The 16,228-nt window shown below is 65.7% G+C and carries 16 protein-coding genes and 7 tRNA genes; 13 read left to right on the forward strand and 10 right to left on the reverse strand.

Annotated features, from left to right (window positions below):
- Nucleotides 1-10 precede the first annotated feature (10 nt).
- The 6 genes from GD627_RS09705 to GD627_RS09730 all read right to left on the reverse strand — a co-directional run bounded on the left by GD627_RS09705 (nt 11) and on the right by GD627_RS09730 (nt 4,967).
- Nucleotides 11-1,513, reverse strand: a complete 1,503-nt coding sequence (locus tag GD627_RS09705) for an RsmB/NOP family class I SAM-dependent RNA methyltransferase (protein ID WP_152272322.1) — start codon at nt 1,511-1,513, stop codon at nt 11-13.
- Nucleotides 1,510-2,439 carry a methionyl-tRNA formyltransferase gene (fmt, locus tag GD627_RS09710; RefSeq protein ID WP_152272518.1) on the reverse strand — a complete coding sequence of 310 codons (930 nt, stop codon included), beginning with the start codon at nt 2,437-2,439 and terminating at the stop codon, nt 1,510-1,512. Before fmt ends, GD627_RS09705 begins: the two co-directional genes overlap by 4 nt.
- A 12-nt stretch (nt 2,440-2,451) precedes the next feature.
- On the reverse strand, nt 2,452-3,024 hold the full coding sequence (gene def / locus GD627_RS09715) for a peptide deformylase (RefSeq protein WP_146362245.1): 573 nt from the start codon (nt 3,022-3,024) through the stop codon (nt 2,452-2,454).
- A 74-nt stretch (nt 3,025-3,098) separates the two neighbouring features.
- The gene (locus GD627_RS09720; RefSeq protein ID WP_152272323.1) at nt 3,099-4,043 is read right to left on the reverse strand and encodes a PD-(D/E)XK nuclease family protein; all 945 of its coding nucleotides are present in this window, start codon (nt 4,041-4,043) and stop codon (nt 3,099-3,101) included.
- A gap of 57 nt (nt 4,044-4,100) precedes the next feature.
- Nucleotides 4,101-4,766, reverse strand: a complete 666-nt coding sequence (locus tag GD627_RS09725; RefSeq protein WP_194266022.1) for an MBL fold metallo-hydrolase — start codon at nt 4,764-4,766, stop codon at nt 4,101-4,103.
- Between the two features lie 129 nt (nt 4,767-4,895).
- Nucleotides 4,896-4,967 (reverse strand) — tRNA-Val (locus tag GD627_RS09730).
- A 202-nt stretch (nt 4,968-5,169) separates the two neighbouring features.
- Between GD627_RS09730 and GD627_RS09735 the strand changes: the two genes are divergently transcribed.
- From GD627_RS09735 to GD627_RS09770, 8 genes are all read left to right on the forward strand, one after another.
- A tRNA-Gly gene (locus tag GD627_RS09735) sits at nt 5,170-5,243 on the forward strand.
- A 66-nt stretch (nt 5,244-5,309) separates the two neighbouring features.
- Nucleotides 5,310-5,383 (forward strand) — tRNA-Cys (locus GD627_RS09740).
- 27 nt (nt 5,384-5,410) lie between these two features.
- Nucleotides 5,411-5,482, forward strand: a tRNA-Val gene (locus tag GD627_RS09745).
- A gap of 28 nt (nt 5,483-5,510) precedes the next feature.
- Nucleotides 5,511-5,584, forward strand: a tRNA-Gly gene (locus tag GD627_RS09750).
- 54 nt (nt 5,585-5,638) lie between these two features.
- A tRNA-Val gene (locus tag GD627_RS09755) sits at nt 5,639-5,710 on the forward strand.
- A gap of 25 nt (nt 5,711-5,735) precedes the next feature.
- Nucleotides 5,736-5,809, forward strand: a tRNA-Gly gene (locus GD627_RS09760).
- Nucleotides 5,810-6,038: 229 nt separating this feature from the next.
- The gene (locus GD627_RS09765) at nt 6,039-6,323 is read left to right on the forward strand and encodes a hypothetical protein (RefSeq protein WP_152272324.1); all 285 of its coding nucleotides are present in this window, start codon (nt 6,039-6,041) and stop codon (nt 6,321-6,323) included.
- Nucleotides 6,324-6,377: 54 nt separating this feature from the next.
- A complete protein-coding gene (locus GD627_RS09770; protein WP_152272325.1) occupies nt 6,378-7,355 on the forward strand; it encodes a GNAT family N-acetyltransferase in 978 nt (325 codons plus the stop codon).
- On the opposite strand, the gene GD627_RS09775 is transcribed toward GD627_RS09770, so the two are convergent.
- On the reverse strand, nt 7,345-7,539 hold the full coding sequence (locus GD627_RS09775; protein WP_152272326.1) for a hypothetical protein: 195 nt from the start codon (nt 7,537-7,539) through the stop codon (nt 7,345-7,347). The two genes, GD627_RS09770 and GD627_RS09775, sit on opposite strands and share 11 nt — an antisense overlap.
- Before the next feature lie 455 nt (nt 7,540-7,994).
- Between GD627_RS09775 and GD627_RS09780 the strand changes: the two genes are divergently transcribed.
- The 3 genes from GD627_RS09780 to GD627_RS09790 all read left to right on the forward strand — a co-directional run bounded on the left by GD627_RS09780 (nt 7,995) and on the right by GD627_RS09790 (nt 11,008).
- Complete coding sequence (locus tag GD627_RS09780; protein WP_152272327.1) at nt 7,995-8,852, forward strand: NAD(P)H-binding protein; 858 nt, start codon at nt 7,995-7,997, stop codon at nt 8,850-8,852.
- 76 nt (nt 8,853-8,928) lie between these two features.
- On the forward strand, nt 8,929-10,458 hold the full coding sequence (locus GD627_RS09785) for an MFS transporter (RefSeq protein WP_152272328.1): 1,530 nt from the start codon (nt 8,929-8,931) through the stop codon (nt 10,456-10,458).
- Entirely contained in the window at nt 10,445-11,008 is a 564-nt protein-coding gene (locus tag GD627_RS09790; protein ID WP_152272329.1) for a TetR/AcrR family transcriptional regulator, read from the forward strand. The genes GD627_RS09785 and GD627_RS09790 overlap by 14 nt, the downstream gene beginning before the upstream one ends.
- On the opposite strand, the gene GD627_RS09795 is transcribed toward GD627_RS09790, so the two are convergent.
- Entirely contained in the window at nt 11,005-11,844 is an 840-nt protein-coding gene (locus GD627_RS09795; protein ID WP_194266023.1) for a CPBP family glutamic-type intramembrane protease, read from the reverse strand. The genes GD627_RS09790 and GD627_RS09795 overlap by 4 nt on opposite strands.
- Before the next feature lie 448 nt (nt 11,845-12,292).
- On the opposite strand from GD627_RS09795, the gene GD627_RS09800 reads away from it, so the two are divergent.
- Entirely contained in the window at nt 12,293-13,558 is a 1,266-nt protein-coding gene (locus tag GD627_RS09800) for a ScyD/ScyE family protein (protein ID WP_152272331.1), read from the forward strand.
- A gap of 100 nt (nt 13,559-13,658) precedes the next feature.
- On the forward strand, nt 13,659-13,913 hold the full coding sequence (locus GD627_RS09805) for an antitoxin (RefSeq protein WP_152272332.1): 255 nt from the start codon (nt 13,659-13,661) through the stop codon (nt 13,911-13,913).
- A gap of 79 nt (nt 13,914-13,992) precedes the next feature.
- On the opposite strand, the gene zapE is transcribed toward GD627_RS09805, so the two are convergent.
- Complete coding sequence (gene zapE / locus GD627_RS09810) at nt 13,993-15,030, reverse strand: cell division protein ZapE (protein ID WP_152272333.1); 1,038 nt, start codon at nt 15,028-15,030, stop codon at nt 13,993-13,995.
- A 171-nt stretch (nt 15,031-15,201) separates the two neighbouring features.
- The gene (locus tag GD627_RS09815) at nt 15,202-16,185 is read right to left on the reverse strand and encodes a DMT family transporter (protein ID WP_246165419.1); all 984 of its coding nucleotides are present in this window, start codon (nt 16,183-16,185) and stop codon (nt 15,202-15,204) included.
- Nucleotides 16,186-16,228 lie beyond the last annotated feature (43 nt).

Below are 16,228 nucleotides of genomic sequence, written 5' to 3' on the forward strand. Positions count from 1 at the left end.
GAAGGGTCTCCTAGATCTTGCGGCGGATCAGCGCCAGGAACATGGCGTCGGTGGCGTGGATATGCGGCCACAGCTGCGCGGTGTTTTCATGCCCGGCCTCCAGCGCGCCGGGCAGGCTGACCGCGTCCAGTGCGGCGCCGGCGTCGAGCAGTTCCAGGTCGTTGCGCTTGCGCATGACGTCGGCGACGACGGCGGTGGTCTCCGCCGGGTGCGGCGAGCAGGTCACGTAGGCCACCACGCCTCCGGGCTTCACCGCGTCCACGGCGGTGGTGAGGAGTTCGCGCTGCAGGATGCCGAGTTCGCCGACGTCGGACGGCTGGCGGCGCCAGCGCGATTCGGGCCGGCGGCGCAGGGCGCCGAGACCGGTGCAGGGTGCGTCCACGAGAATCCGGTCGAAGGTTTCCGGGTAGTCCTCGGCGATGGTGCGGCCGTCGCCGGTACGCACGTTCCAGGTCTCCCCCGGCACTGCTTCCAGTGCCTGGCGGACCAGCTGGGCGCGGTGCGGAGCGGGTTCGTTGGCGAGCAGCACGGCTCCGGACTCGTGGGCGAGGGCGGCGAGCAGTGCGGCCTTGCCGCCGGGGCCGGCGCACATGTCCAGCCACTTTTCCACGCCGTCCTCATCGAGGGATGAGCCGTCCAGCTTCAGTTCGGCCAGGGCGCGGGCCACCAGCTGCGAGCCGGCGTCCTGCACCCGGGTGGTGCCGGCGCGGACCGAGTCCAGCCGGCCGACGTCGCCGGCGGAGAAGAGTGCGGAGTCCTTTACGAGTTCGCCGTCCACCGCGCCGGCGGCACGGGCTTCGTCGAGGTTCCCGAGCCCGGGCAGGGCCACGAGGTTCACCACGGGGGCGTCATTGTCGGCGCGCAGCAGGTCGGTGATTTCCTCGACGCTGCGTCCGTGGGCCACCAGGGACTGGCGCAGGGCGCGGACGATCCATTCCGGATGGGAGTATTCCACGGCCGAACGTTTCACGGCGTCGGCTTCCCCGGCAGTGAGCATTTCCACCCACTCATCCAGGCTGCGGGCGGAGACCTTGCGCAGCACCGCGTTGATCAGCGCGGACGGACCGGCACCGATGACGGCGCGGGCCAGGCCGACGGTCTGGTCCAGGGCGGCGTGGGCGGGCACGCGCATGGCCAGGAGCTGGTGCGTGCCGATCCGCAGGGCATCCAGGACGGCAGGGTCCAGGCGTTCCAGCGGACGGTCCACACACGTGGCGAGGATGGCGTCATAGGTTCCCTGGCCGCGCAGTGCGCCGTAAGCCAATTCGGTGGCGAAGCCGGCGTCACGCTTGTCCAGCCGGTGCTTGCGGATGCTCTTGGGCAGCACGAGGTTGGCGTAGGCGTCCTCGCCGGAGACGGCGCGGAGGACTTCGAAGGCAACCAGCCGGGCCGGATCCGCAGCACGGGTGCGCTGGCCGGGAGCGGCGGCGGTGCGGGTTTTGACGGCGGCGCGGCGGCGTTCGTGGCCCTTGTCGTTGCGGTGTTTGTTGGGCTGGTCGGGCTGGGGGGTCATTCGAAGACCACGTCCTCACGGTTGGCGAGGCCGCGGGCCCAGTCGGCCCCCGGCATCATTTTCTTGCCTGCGGGCTGGACACGCAGCAGTTCGAGTCCGTGTGAGCCGGTACCCACGACGGCGGCGGCATCAGCGCCGCCGGTAAAGCGCACCTGGCCGGGAGCCAGGTCGGTGACATCGGAGCGCAGCTTGGCCGCCCCGATCTTGAACCGGGCGCCGTCCCAGGTAGTCCAGGCGCCGGGTTCGGGGGTGACGCCGTTGATCCGGCGGCGGATGGCGAGGGCGGGCTGCTGCCAGTCCACGCGGGCGTCGTCAATGCTGAGCTTTGGCGCCAGGGTGATGTCACCCTGCTGTGGTACCGGCACGGCCGCACCGGCGTCGACAGCGCCCAAGGTCTGGGCCAGCAGCACGGCACCGGAATGCGAGAGGCGTTCCAGCAGATCGCCGCTGGTGTCCTCGGGCCGCACCGTTTCGGTGAGCGTGCCGAAGACCGGGCCGGTGTCCAGCCCGGTTTCGAGCAGGAACGTGGAGGCACCGGTGATGTCGTCTCCGGCCATCACGGCGTGCTGCACGGGGGCGGCGCCGCGCCAGGCGGGCAGCAGGGAGAAGTGCAGGTTGATCCAGCCCTGCTTCGGCACGGTGAGGGCACGGGCCGGGACCAGGGCGCCGTACGCCACGATGGCGGCGACGTCGGGATCCAGCGCGGCGATGGCGGCAATGGCCTCATCATCCACCTTCGCTGCGCGGATCACCGGCAGGCCCAGCTCCTGGGCTCGGGCGGCCACCGGCGACGGCGTCAGGACCTTCTTGCGGCCCAGCGGCGCGTCCGGACGGGTAAGAACACCGACGACGTCGAATCCGGCGTCAATCAGTGCGTTCAGGGACGGCACGGCCACCGCGGGGGTGCCGGCGAACAGGACTCGCAGTGTCACGCTTGCCTAAGCTCCGGTCCGGGTGCCGAAGGTGCCGAAGCTGGAGCCGACGTTCTGGGCGCGCTGGGCTACGGTGCGGTCCGCGATGGCGTCGTATTCCCGCTGGCGGATGGCGCGCAGGGCCTCCTTGCGGTGTTCGCCTTCGAGCCGGTCGATGTAGAGCGACCCGTTCAGGTGGTCGGTCTCGTGCTGGAAGCAGCGGGCGAGCATTCCTTCGCCCTCGATGCTGATCGGGTTGCCGTGCAGGTCGACGCCGGTGACCCGGGCCCAGCGGAAACGCGGGGCCGGGTAGCCGAGGCCGGGGATGGACAGGCAGCCCTCCAAGTGGTCCGGCTGGAGGTCTTCGCTGAGTTCCAGGACCGGGTTCACCACGTGGCCGGCCTGGCCGTCCACGCGGTAGGTGAAGACGCGCAGGCTGACGCCGACCTGCGGAGCAGCCAGACCGGCGCCCTCAACGTCCTCCATGGTTTCCTCCATGTCCGCTACCAGCTTCGCCAGTTCGGGGCCGAAGTCGGTCACGTCTTCGGCGCGGGTCCGCAGGACCGGGTCGCCGAGCGTGCGGATAGTCAGGATGGCCATTGGAGTTTCGTTCCTTACTGTTGCTGCATGGGATCGGAATCCAGTCTAGTTGGCTCCGCCGCTGACCGGGACGATTAGGGCCGGGGAGCACCTGCCGGCACCGAAGTCTGCGGATCGGCAGTCTCCGGGCCGGGGGCTTCCGGAGGCACAGCCTGCGGGGCAGGGGTTTCGTGTGCACCCACAGGAGGCGGCGGCACGGGCAGCAGGGCCCGGCCGGCGGCCACTGCATCAATGCTGGTCTGCCAGACACGGCGCAGCGCGCAGAACTTGAACCAGTGCTGGGGAAGCACATCCGGGTTGGCCCGCATGGGCCGCACCTCGGTCTGCCCCACTGCGACGCCCAGCAGAAGCGGGCTCTGACCGTAGGCCCACGGCTCCCAGATGCCGGCACCGGCGTCCACCAGCGATTCCTGCGCCTTCATCCCGGCGACCAGCTGCATCACCACCTTGTCATCCAGCTGCTTGACCTGGCCGTCGCGGTCAGTGTTCTTGGTCTTGTAATCGATCAGGCACAGCCGGCCGCCAATCCGTGCCACCAGGTCCAGGGTGCCGGCGTAGCCCAGCTCCGCGTTCCACACGGTGATTTCCGGGGCGAGGGGCTGTACGTCGTAGAGCTTCCACCATTCGTCGAACCGGTCAGCGAACTGGTGCTCGCCGCGGGCGGAAAGCTCTTCACGTGCGCGTTCGACCTCGTGCGGCCGGTCCAGGGCACGCAGTGCCACCTGCTCGCAGTAGTAGTGGACGCGGGTACCGCGCTGGGCCGCGGCGTCCCGGTAGCGTTCGGAGGCCGAGGAGGCTTCCTTCACCACGGAACGCAGCTGTGAGGGGCTGCCGAGTGCCGCAGTCAGTTTGGGATCCTTGACCACGGCGGAGGCCGCCATGTAGCTGTGCCATCCGTCGAGGGACGTGGACCCCTGGGAGATCACCGTAGTGATGGACGGGACCGTGGGCGGCTCGGAAAGCGACCGCGAGTACATCCGGCCGTATTCGGTGGCGTGTGCCAATGCTGGTTCAGTCATGTTTCCAGTCTGCCACCCGGCGGTGACAGTCTGCTGCTCGGCACCGTGCGCCCGCTGCTAGCGGCTTCCACCCCCGTGAACCCTGCGGATAATAGCGTCGATGCGGTCGCGGATCTCGCCCGGGGTCCTGACCAATCCATAGGAGGGGCCGTCTTCCGTGGTCCCCCAGGGGACGAGGACGTCAAAGTCGAGATCGCGGACCAGTGCAAGGCTGTCCAGGTAGTCACCGCGAAGGTGCTCCTCAAGGACCACGGCTTTCCATTCCCCGTGGTCAATCCAAATGAAATCTCCGGTGAAGAGAAACCGGCGGTCCCCGTTGTCCCAGAGGTAACTTGTGGTCCCCGCGGTGTGGCCCGGCGTCGGGATAACCTCCAGATCGCGGCCGATCATCTGATGCCCCGTAAAGACTCCGGCCACCGGAAGCGAAGATTCCACCGCTGCCCGGTCCAGTTGGTGGACATATGTATCGACGTCGATCTCCGGTGGACCGTACATGGCCTCATGCTCGTGGTTGATCAACAGCCCCGCGGCGCCGCCGAGCTCCCCAATTGCCTCCCCGGAACCGGTCACGCCCGGGGAGTTGTAGATGATCAGGTTGCCTTCCTGACGTTCGAGGACGAAGGAGCGCAGGAGCACATCATGCTGGTACGGCAGACGCACCGCGGAGGTGGCAAGCAGGCCGTCTACCGGCGTTTCCAAAGGGCTGGACTGCGGATGGGACACGGTTTGCTCCGATCGCCGGAGGGCATAGCCAGGGATGCAGGCCTCCTGACTACACCTCACAGCGAATAACCGCCAGAAGGACACAAAAAAGGCCGCCGCTTTCGCAAGGAAAGCAACGGCCTTTGAGGGTGGGCGATACTGGGTTCGAACCAGTGACCTCTTCGGTGTGAACGAAGCGCGCTACCACTGCGCCAATCGCCCCGACTTGCTGGTGCGCCCGGAAGCACTCCAACGAGTAAAGATGCTAGCCCAGATCTGCCGCGAGTCCAAACCAGCGCCGTTTCCGGGGCCGATTGGACGAACCCGCAAACGTCCTATAGAGTTTTTCTTCGTTGGAAAGCGGGGGTTCGCCGCGGAAAGCGCAAGCAATCCAGAGGCAAATAACCCACACCTTCTTCAACGTGCGGACGTAGCTCAGCTGGCTAGAGCACCACCTTGCCAAGGTGGATGTCGCGGGTTCGAATCCCGTCGTCCGCTCGCAAGTCACTGTACAAGCTGCCCCGGTTTCCGGGTCGGTTCTCCAAAGCTTTATGCGGCGGTTACGGTGGGGTGGCCGAGAGGCGAGGCAGCGGCCTGCAAAGCCGTATACGCGGGTTCGAATCCCGTCCCCACCTCCACAGTGGATTGTAATGACCCATTTATGGGCGCGATTGGCGCAGCGGTAGCGCGCTTCCCTGACACGGAAGAGGTCACTGGTTCGATCCCAGTATCGCGCACGAACAGTACTGTTTCAGTGCTTTTCTTGCGGACGTAGCTCAGCTGGCTAGAGCACCACCTTGCCAAGGTGGATGTCGCGGGTTCGAATCCCGTCGTCCGCTCTCCCTGCTGCCTAAGGTTTTCCAGGAGTTATCCTGAACGGGCCGGGCAGTCGGGCGCGATTGGCGCAGCGGTAGCGCGCTTCCCTGACACGGAAGAGGTCACTGGTTCGATCCCAGTATCGCGCACGGACAGTTTCGATTGTCTTCTTTTGCGGACGTAGCTCAGCTGGCTAGAGCACCACCTTGCCAAGGTGGATGTCGCGGGTTCGAATCCCGTCGTCCGCTCTCCCCCGGCCCTAACAGCCGGCTAAGAAGGAACAGGTTTTCGCCTGTTCCTTTTTTGTTTAAGCGTTTCCTCCACCAGGGCGACACCCGGGGCGCCATATGTAAGCTTGCTTATTAGTTGTCCTACGCATAAAGTCTCTGCAGTAGAGAAAATGTCGACATGGTTTCAGTAGCGGGATCAAAGTTGCATGGCCGCCAGGCCGCTCACACCACTACTTAGGAGACCCACATGGCGAATACGCAGACTCACAACGATCACAACACCACCACCGTTCGCAACGCCAACGACATCAAGGTATCCACGCGGACCCTCGAATTCGCCGTATACGTCCTGGCGGTTATCGCCACGATCATCACGGCTGCGGTTGTCGGCGACAACGCCAGCGAAAACGGCCTTGACGCGTTCAACGCCGCGCAGGCAATGGAATACATCACCTTCCTCACGGTTGGCCTGATGGTTGCCCGTGGCCTAGCCAAGTCCGGCCACCGCGGACACAGCAACAACAACGCGTAACCAGCGCTGACCGGCCCTGTGCCGGAAGTGTTTTAACTGCCTAGAGTGTCGTCCATGGACATCCGCCCGCTGGACCTCTCTGATGACGCCGACATGGCCGCTGCGTACCGCGTTGAGTGCGCAGCTAACCAATATGTCCGGACCGGATGGACCCCGCTCGGCCGGGAAGCACGCATTCTCGGGTGGCGCACACCCAACGGCTGGCAGAATCACCTCGTCGGTGCCTGGGACGGGACGACACTGCTTGGCTTTGCTGCCGGGATGAATTCAGCAGACACCCCGGACACAGCGTGGATATTCGTCTGGGTTGATCCTGCCCACCAGAACACGGGAGTTGGGTCCGCCCTGGCCCGTGCAGCGGAAGATGCGAGTCCGGCGTCGACCGCACGGTTCGTGGCAAGCGCCTACCGCTCCACCACAGCCGAAATCGCTGCGCTCACCCGGAAGTTCGCCTCCCCGCTGGGCTATGCCGCGGCGACCACCGAGACCGTCGTCGAACTTGACCTCCGCGATGCCCGGCTGACCGGCCCGACGGCGGCGCCGGGCTACGAGATCTCGACGTACGTCAACGGCGTCCCGGAACGGTTCCGGGAACAAGTGGGACAGATCAAAGGCCTGGTGGACGCCGAGGCCCCCAACGGTGAGCTCGGCTGGGGCGAGACCCCGGTCTCCCCCGCTGAATACGCGGAGGAAATCGACTTGTGGGTGGCCCAGGGACACACGGTCATTGAATCCATTGCCCTGGACCTGAACGCAAATGTGGCGGCCTGGACCTGTCTGCTTGCCGCGGCCGACCCCGACCGCCCGGCGCAGATTGAAGGAACGCTTGTGGTTACCGGACACCGCGGCCACGGACTCGGGGCTGCCGTGAAGCTCGCGTCGCTGCACCGTGCTGTTGAGAATGGAAATGTCTCCAGGGTCCGGACGAGCAGCGATGATCAGAATGCCTGGATGCGTTCCATCAACACCCGGCTTGGTTTCATGCCCGTCGAGACCGAGATCATCCTGCAGAAGAAAAACATCAGGACCTGAGTGCCTCCGCCAGGTCCTCGGCCGCAGAGAGATCCGCCAGCACCACCTGGTAGCGGTGTCCACCGGCGTCGGAGAATGTCACGGCACCGGCGCCGCCCAGGTTCAGCCTCGTCAGGGAACCGCGTGCATGCCGTGTGACCGGCCAGTTCACCAACCCGGTATTCAGGCCGTGATCTTTGGCCACCGTGATGTCCTGTATGTTTTGGCGCTGAATGGCGCGCTTCCACAGGGGTCCTCTCAGGGTGGCGGCTTGCTGGTTCACCGCGACCGTGATCCGCGCAAGGAAGCACCACCAGCCGGCGGCGAGCAGGAGTCCTGCGGCGGCTAAATACAGCGGCCAGACCGAATCGGCGGATGCCCCGGCGGCTAACGCGCCCCCAACGGCCGCCAGGAAGGCACCGCCTCCCCACCGAAGCCAACCGGGAGGGCGCTCTGTGAACCTGACGCCCCCAGCCAATCTCCGCGAATACATGGTGCCCCCTTCTGCGTTCTGCGTGGCCGGCTGCCGGCTGCCGGCTGTCGATATGCAAACGCTACCGTTCACTTGCCTCGCTGGCGACGTAGGCAGCGGCGTCCTAGTCTGTCACCGACTCCTGCAGCCGGGCTTGGCATTCGGGACTTCATTGAAAGGAACTACCCATGAATGTTGCCATCTTCGGTGCCACCGGACAGCTCGGCGGCCTCACCATCGACTCCCTGATCGAACGCGGCACCGCCCCGGGGAACATCCTTGCCCTGGGCCGAAACCGGGACCGATTGGCCGAGCTTGCCGGCCGCGGCCTGCGTACGGCAAGGGTTGACCTCAACGACGCCGCCACCGCAGCCGGCGTACTGGACGGCGTCGAAAAGGTCCTGCTTATTTCCATGAGCGAACCGGGACGGCGTGTGCCGCAGCACGCTGCCGCCGTGGAAGCGGCGAAGAATGCCGGGGTCCGCCAGCTGGCCTACACATCGGTTCTTGACGCGCCGACGACGGTGCTCGCCCTCGCTCCGGAGCATCGGGCCACGGAGGAACTTATCACCGCCTCCGGCATACCGTCGACCTTTCTGCGCCACGGCTGGTACACGGAAAACCACCGGCAGGAGTTCGACGCCGCACGCCGGACGGGCGTCATTGCCAACAGTGTGGGTTCAGGCCGCATTGCCAGCGCTCCGCGCCGGGACTATGCCGAGGCGGGCGCCGTCGTGCTGAGCACTCCGGGCCATGATGGCAAGGCCTATGAGCTGTCCGGGGACACGGCCTGGACCTACACGGAGTTCGCGGCTGCCGCGCAGGAGGTGCTTGGCATCCCCGTCCGCTACGAGGTCCTGACACCGGCGAAGGAACAGAAACAACTGATCGGCCTCGGACTCGATGAAGGGACCGCTGGATTCCTGGGCACGCTCAATGCCAACATGCGCGACGGCGCTCTGGCTCCAGCGCCGGGAGAGCTCTCCAAGCTGATCGGCAGGCCTACCGGGCCGCTGATCGACACGATGCGTTCCTGGATCGGCTGAGCAGCGTCTTATGCCGACGTGCGGCGGCCGCCTGACATCCACGGCAACGAACCATATGGTTTGTTAGCCTAGGGGCATGAGCACGTACCCCCACATCTCTCCGGCCAAGGCGGGGCGCAAGGAATGGCTCGCGCTCATCGTCCTGATCCTGGCCGTGACCCTGCTGGCCATTGATGGAACCGTCCTCTACATGGCTGTCCCCGCACTGACTGCCGAGCTTGCGCCTACCGCGACACAGATCCTCTGGATCGGTGACATTTATTCGTTTGTCCTGGCCGGGCTGCTGGTAACCATGGGCAACCTCGCGGACCGGATCGGCCGTAAACGGCTCCTGATGATCGGGAGCATCGCGTTCGGCGGCGCCTCTCTGCTGGCGGCCTTCGCGCCTTCCGCGGAGATCCTGATTGCAGCCCGCGCTTTGCTGGGTATTGCCGGCGCGACCATCATGCCGTCAACCCTGTCGATCATCCGCAACCTGTTCCACGATCCGATCCAGCGGACGCGGGCCATAGCTATTTGGTCTGCCGGAGCAATGGCAGGCGGCGCGGTCGGGCCGCTGGTAGGCGGCGCCCTGCTGGAATTCTTCTGGTGGGGTTCGGTCTTCCTGATCAACGTTCCGGTGATCGCCCTCATCGTGGTCCTTGGCATTTGGCTCCTCCCCGAGTCGCGCAATCCCGACGCCGGAAGAATCGACCTCGTTTCCGCCGTGCTTTCCGTACTGGCCATTGTGCCGGTGGTCTATGCCGTCAAGCAGGTGGTCGGTCACGGGATCGATGGGTCCGTCTTCCCGGGCCTCATCCTTGGTCTGGCCGCCGGGTGGGTTTTCGTCCGTCGGCAGCAAAGGCTGGAAACACCCCTGGTCGACATCAGCCTGTTCCGCATTCCAGCCTTCGGCGGAGCGGTTGCCGCCAACGCGCTTTCCATCTTTGCCTTCTTCGGACTGCTGTTCTTCTTCTCCCAATACCTGCAATTGGTCCGCGGATACTCCCCCTTCTGGGCCGGCATGGCCGAAATGCCCGCGACGGTTGCTTCCCTGGCCGTTGTAGGTGTGGTCGGGTTCGCCTTGTCCAAGCTGGGCTTGGGCCGTGCCATTGCAACCGGCCTGCTTATTGGCGCTGTGGGGCTGACGTTGCTCGGCGCGACGGAAGGACTGCCCAGTTACACGGGCATCGGCATTGCGCTGGCAGTAATCGGCCTGGGGACGGGCCTGGCCATGACACTGTCCACGGATGCCGTGGTGGCTGCGGCTCCGCCGGCACGTGCCGGTGCCGCATCCTCTATCGCCGAGACGGCCTATGAGCTCGGTGTTGCCCTGGGCATCGGTGTCCTCGGATCGGTCCAGACCGCCCTCTACCGGGCGGAGCTGGAGGTTCCCGCCGGCACCCCGCCCGAAGCGGCGGCGGCGTTGCAGGATTCCCTGGCCAGCGCCGCCGGCGAACTGGGCGGAACCGATGACGCATTGCTGGCCCTGGCGCAGCAGGCGTTCACGCACGGCATGCAGGTGACATCGTTTATTGCTGCCGCGCTGCTGGTGGTGGCCGCGGTTATCGCCTGGCAGCTCATCCCGTCGGACCAGAACACCGGAGAACCTCATGGAACCCGCTGAATCGATAGCAACGCGCGACAAGGAACGGACCCGGCGAGCAATTATCGACGCCGCGTCCCGAATGTTCCACACGCACGGCGCGAACGTCAGCCTGGCTGACATTGCGGCAGCAGCCGGAGTGTCCAAGGGTGCGTTGACCCACCACTTCACCACCAGAAGCGCCCTTGAAGAAGCAATCCTGGTGGACGTGTCACAGCGCTTCCGGGACGCGGTCCACGAGCGCTTGGATTTATCAGAGGACCGGCCGGGCAGGCTGCTCCGCGCGTACATCCGGACTTTGACCGACGACGACGCCGCAGCACGAGACGTCTTCTCGGCCGGTTCGCTCCTGCTCATTATCGGGAGTGACCAGACCGGCCAGGAGGTGCTTAAGGCAGATGCGGAGAAATGGCGGAAAGCCTTCGACGCCGACGGTATCGATTCCGTCCTGTCGTTGATTATCCGCTATGCGGCTGAAGGACTCGCGGCCTCTGTCGGAACCCCCTACCTGACTGCGGCTGAACTCAAAGCCGCCCGCGCCCGCCTCCTTGCGATGGCCGAACAAGACTAAGGGGATGCAGTGCCTTCGTTTGCAGCGCCGGTTCGACCGGCCCGGCGCTCCAACCGCCGCCGTATGGCTACGAAGACAATGCCGGCAAGGACTATGTGCACCAGGACGAGGACGATCGCATCCGGCTCGACCCACGCGATGGCCCATCCCGAGTCGAGCCAGCCTGTTCCGCCCAGGACCGTGCGGGTGACCGTCAGCTGCGTCCAGTGGAATGCAACCGCCACCAGCAACGCCCCGGACAGAGGGATTCGGCGGGCCGCTATGAGCGCCAGCCCGAACAGCACCAGCTGCACGATATAGACAACCGGGTCATTGCCTGCCGGGAACACCTCGATGTGCCCGCCGTCGCCCCCGAGCACCGTGGTGACAGCCCACCGGACCGGACCAACCACCACTCCAATGAACGGGAACAGGGCCGTGGTCACCAGCGTCGCGACCGCGGTCCCCCAGCCATCCCGCAGGTTCGTCCAGACATACCCCCGCAGGGCCAGTTCCTCCGGAAACGCCTCGTAGAGGGCCAGCACCACGCCGTTCAAGAGGAGGAAGCCCAGGAAAGCGGCGACGTCGACCTGTTCCACACGTATCCACCCGGCCAGACCGGCGGGCAGCCAGACGAGAAGTCCGGTCACGGCGCCGACGGCGACGCCCAGGGTCAGCGGGCGGACGACTGACCGGCTGACGCCGAGCCCGTCCAGACCGCGGTGGTCCAGCCTACGACGCAGCGCCACGATGCCCGGCACCACAATGGCGGTCATCAGGAGTGCCTGCAGCAGGACTTCAGCCAGCCGCCCCCAGCCAAAAGACTGACCCAGGGCTTCCGAGATTCCGATCGCCACACCTAGGCCGAGTCCAAGGAACACCCAACCGACGACCGCCGTCACAGCTGCCCGTCCATGCGGAATTGGCCGGCGGGTGTGCTCCGGCAGCGGGGACGGGTCCCCGGGGGTCAACGTGTGTGCAGGCATCGATCGGTCCTCGTGCGTGGGCGGTAGGGCATCGATGATATGGCCCCAGTGAACCACCCGAAACCCCAGGACCTCTGGAGCCACGCCCGCCCGGTGGACAGCACCTCGAGCCAGGCATGCAGCCGGAATACTCGCATAGGCACCGCGGGGACTACTTGGTTTTTCTGAACGCCGAGCCGGCCCATGTGCAAAAGCTACGTGTTCGCGGCACTCAGCCGCCCCTAGGCTTTCACTGCCTCGGCAGGGGGCGTGGAGGGGAAACCACGGGAGGCCCGGAGGCAAGTCTCGCATTGCACACACCAATGCTGAGGAGAACACCGTGAAGAAATCATCACCCGCACTCGCCGTCCTCGCCGCAGCCGCAGCTCTGGGGCTCATGGCCTCACCTGCGTCCGCCGGAGGCCGGCACCACCCGCCATCACCACCGCCCGTTCCCGCTGCCGGGGAGGTAACCACCGTCGCCGGCGGGCTGGCCGGCCCCCTGAGCTTCGCCGTCGGCCGTGGGGGCACCATTGACGTAGCCCAGTCTTTCGCCGGGATCGTCAGCCGGGTCACCAACGGCGGCGGAACTGAACTCCTTGCTGCGGCACCGCAGGACCAGCCGTATGGCACCGCTTCCGTCTCCCGCACACGCGGCACCACTTACTTCTCGGTGAGTGCCGGGCAGGACTCGCGGGATCCGGCAACAAACATCGGGCTGCTGCAGTCCGTTGACCGGAACGGCACCGTTCGGACAGTCGCCGACATTGCCGGCTATGAATATGCTGCAAACCCGGACGGCATCAATACCTACGGCTTCGAGGAAGCGGTTCCCGCCGATTGTGCCGCTCAGCTGCCGGAAGGCATCCAACCTGCGCCTTACACCGGCCTGCGGGACTCCAACCCGGTTGCTTCCCTGCCGGGCCGGAACGGAATAGTCGTGGCCGACGCCGGGATGAATGCCCTGGTGCTGGCCGGTTACGACGGCAGTGTCTCCACGGTTGCCGTGCTGCCGCCGATTCCGTTTACCTTCCCTGCGGGCCTCGGGTTTCCCGAGTGCATCGGCGGACTCACCTACCAGGCGGAACCCGTCCCGACCGACGTCGAACGCGGACCCGACGGCGCCCTGTACGTGACTTCGCTGCCGGGGGCGTTTGACGCCGGCGCCCCCGGATCGGTCTACCGAATCAATCCGGTGACGGGCACGCCGGAGCTGGTGGCCTCAGGATTCGTCGGGGCAACCGGACTGGCGGTGAACGACAACGGGGACATCTTCGTGGCAGAACTATTCGGCAACCGGATTTCCGTGGTGCCCGCCGGGACAGGCACCCCCCAGCTGTTCCTGGAGGTCAACCAGCCGGCCGCCCTGGAACTGCGCGGGGACAGCCTGTATGCGTCCGTGGATGTGCTGGCCGGAGGCGCACCGCAGGAGCCGGGCGCGGAGGAACCGCCGGTCACAGAGCCGCCGGCCGAACCCGCGCCGCCGGCCAGCAGCATCATCCGGATCGAACTGGATGACAACTGCCGCGGCTACCACCATCACCACCGCGGCGGACATCACGGGCACGCCGACAACGGCGGCCTTAACGACGGGTCGGAGGACTAGCTATGCCGGTAGAGGAAAGATCTTTCCTCTACCCCGCGCCCGGCCTACGATTGACGGGAACGGGAAACGAGCGGGTTTCCCCTGTGAAAGGAGGTGATCCGTGTCTGTATTTGACGAGCTCAAGGGCAGGGCCGGTGAGCTGAAGGAAAAGGCCACCGGATTTGTCGGTCAGAATGCCGACAAGATCAAGGGCGGCATTGATCAGGCAGGGAACTTCGTGGACCAGAAGACCGGCCGCAAGTACTCCAGCAAGATCGATGGTTTCCAGAGCAAGGTCTCCGAAGCGGTGGATAAGACCAACCGCAGCGGCGGTCCGGGCGCCGGCAACGGTCCCGAACAGACGCCTCCGGCCTAATCAGCCCTCCGGGCACGACAAGGGGAAGCGCCGGTCCCGCCGCGAGGCGGCACCGGCGCTTTCGCCTTTTAAGGGGTGTTTAGGATTCCTCGCCGGTCTGGCCTTCACGGGCCAGGGCGGTCAGGCGGGAGACGGCACGGAAATACTTCTTCATGTAGCCGCCGCCCATCATTTCCTTCGTGAACAGCTGATCGAAGGGCACCCCGCTGGCCAGGATCGGCACGTCCTTGTCGTAGAGGCGGTCCGCCAGCACCACAAACCGCAGTGCCACGGACTGTTCGGTGATGGTCTGCACGTTGTGCCAGACGACGGCGTCCACACCGTCAATGAGCTGCCGGTAGCGGCTCGGGTGAACGCTGGAGAGATGGGAGATCAGTGCGGAGAAGTCATCGGCCGCTACGGTCTTGCCGCTGAACTCGGTTTCCATCCGCTGTTCCAGCTCGGCGTCCTCCAACGGCGCCGGGGACTCCGGCAGGCCGCGGTGGCGGTAATCCTCGCCGTCAATGCGGACGACGTCGAACTGGTCCGCCAGGACCTGAATCTCACGCTGGAAATCGACGGCGGCAAAGCGGCCCTCACCCAGGGAACCCGGCAGGGTGTTGGACGTGGCAGCAAGCTTGACGCCGGCGTCGGCCAGTTCCCGCATCAGGCGGGACATGAGCACGGTGTCGCCCGGATCGTCGAGCTCGAACTCGTCAATACAGACGAGCTTGTACGCGCTCAGGGCGTCCACGGTCTTGCGGAACGTCATTGCGCCCACCAGGTTGGTGTACTCCACGAACGTACCGAAGGCCTTGGGACCTTCCACGGCGTGCCACAGCGAGGCCAGCAGGTGGGTCTTGCCGACGCCGAAGCCGCCGTCCAGATAAAATCCGGCCTTGGCCTGGGGCTTTTTGCCGCCGAAGAACTTCCGCAGTCCGCTGGGCTCGGGCGTATCGACGCCGACGGCGAACCCGCGCATCGCTTCTACGGCCTGCGCCTGCGAGGGCTGTGCCGGATCGGGCCGGTAGGAATCAAAGGACACGCTGCCGAACCTCGGGGACGGATAGAACCCCTTCAGCAGCTCGTCTACCGATACCTGGGGAGTCCGCTCTGTCAGGTGCTCCAGTTGTGCCACTTCGCGTTGTCCGTCCGTTCCCTGCCCGGCCGGCAAGGGGTCTGCCGGTTCTGATGCTCTTGTCTGGCGGTGTTTTGCCGCCCTGCACACGATACGCCACCGCGACCGGGAATCAGATTTTCCAGCACCCGCCAAGGAGCGGCGAATACGTACTGTTCAGCAGGACCCTGCCTAAGGCTTCACAGCGGATTCCCGGCCCGCCGGCACCGTTGCTGCCCGGTGGCGTGTTTCGGCCCGCAGCCCCAGATAGGTCCCGGTAATGATGAGTGCGGCACCGATAACGCCCAGCACGGTGAGGGTTTCCCGGCCGATGGTGATCCCGATGAGGACGGCCCAGATAGGTTCGGTGCCCATGAGCAGGCTCGCCCGGGAGGCCGAGGTCTGTTGAATGGCCCAGGTCTGGACGAGGAACGCAAACACGCTGCACGCCACCCCAAGGTAGAGCACGCCCAGCCATTGGCCCGCGTCGAAACCGTGCACTGCCCGAAGCACACCCTGGTAATCGGCGAGGGTATAAACGACGGCGCAGACCGCGCTTTGGGTCAGGGTCAGATGCAGCGCACTGTAACCGCGCCCCCGGGTCAGGGCGGAGACTGCCGTGACATGGATGGATCGTACTGCGGCAGCTGCCAGCACGAGCAGGTCTCCAAGGGTCGGGGCAGCAAATCCGTCGCCGGAGACGAGCAGGCACACGCCCACCACCGCTGTAACCGCTGCGACGAATAGCATCCGCGGCAGCCGTACGTGGAAGGCAACGCTTTCGGTGAAGGGGGTGAAAACAATGACGAGGCTGATGATCAGTCCGGCATTCGTGGCGCTGGTGCCGGAGATCCCCTGGGTTTCGAGGAGAAGTACCGCCGCCTGCGTGAAACCCAGGATGACACCGGTCACGAGTTCGCGGCGTCCGGCCCGGCGGCGGTTCCCGATCAGCCAGATCAGTGCCAGTGCCAGCGTGGTGATGAGGAAACGCAGCGAGAGGATGACGGTGACTCCCACCGTCCCGGTCAGGGTTTTGGCTGCAAGGTAGCTGCTGCCCCAGGCGACGGCGACCAATAGAAGCAGGAGATCCACCCTGCGTGCAGCAAGCAGCGAAGACAACCGGCGTTGTGGTTCAGTCCGGATTCGCGGGGAGGGGGTCAGGGATGATGAGGGCACCCGACAAGTCTTATGGCACTTAACCGATAAGACGAGAGGGCAC

It is taken from the genome of Arthrobacter yangruifuii (genome assembly GCF_009192775.1).
Lineage (GTDB): Bacteria > Actinomycetota > Actinomycetes > Actinomycetales > Micrococcaceae > Arthrobacter_B > Arthrobacter_B yangruifuii.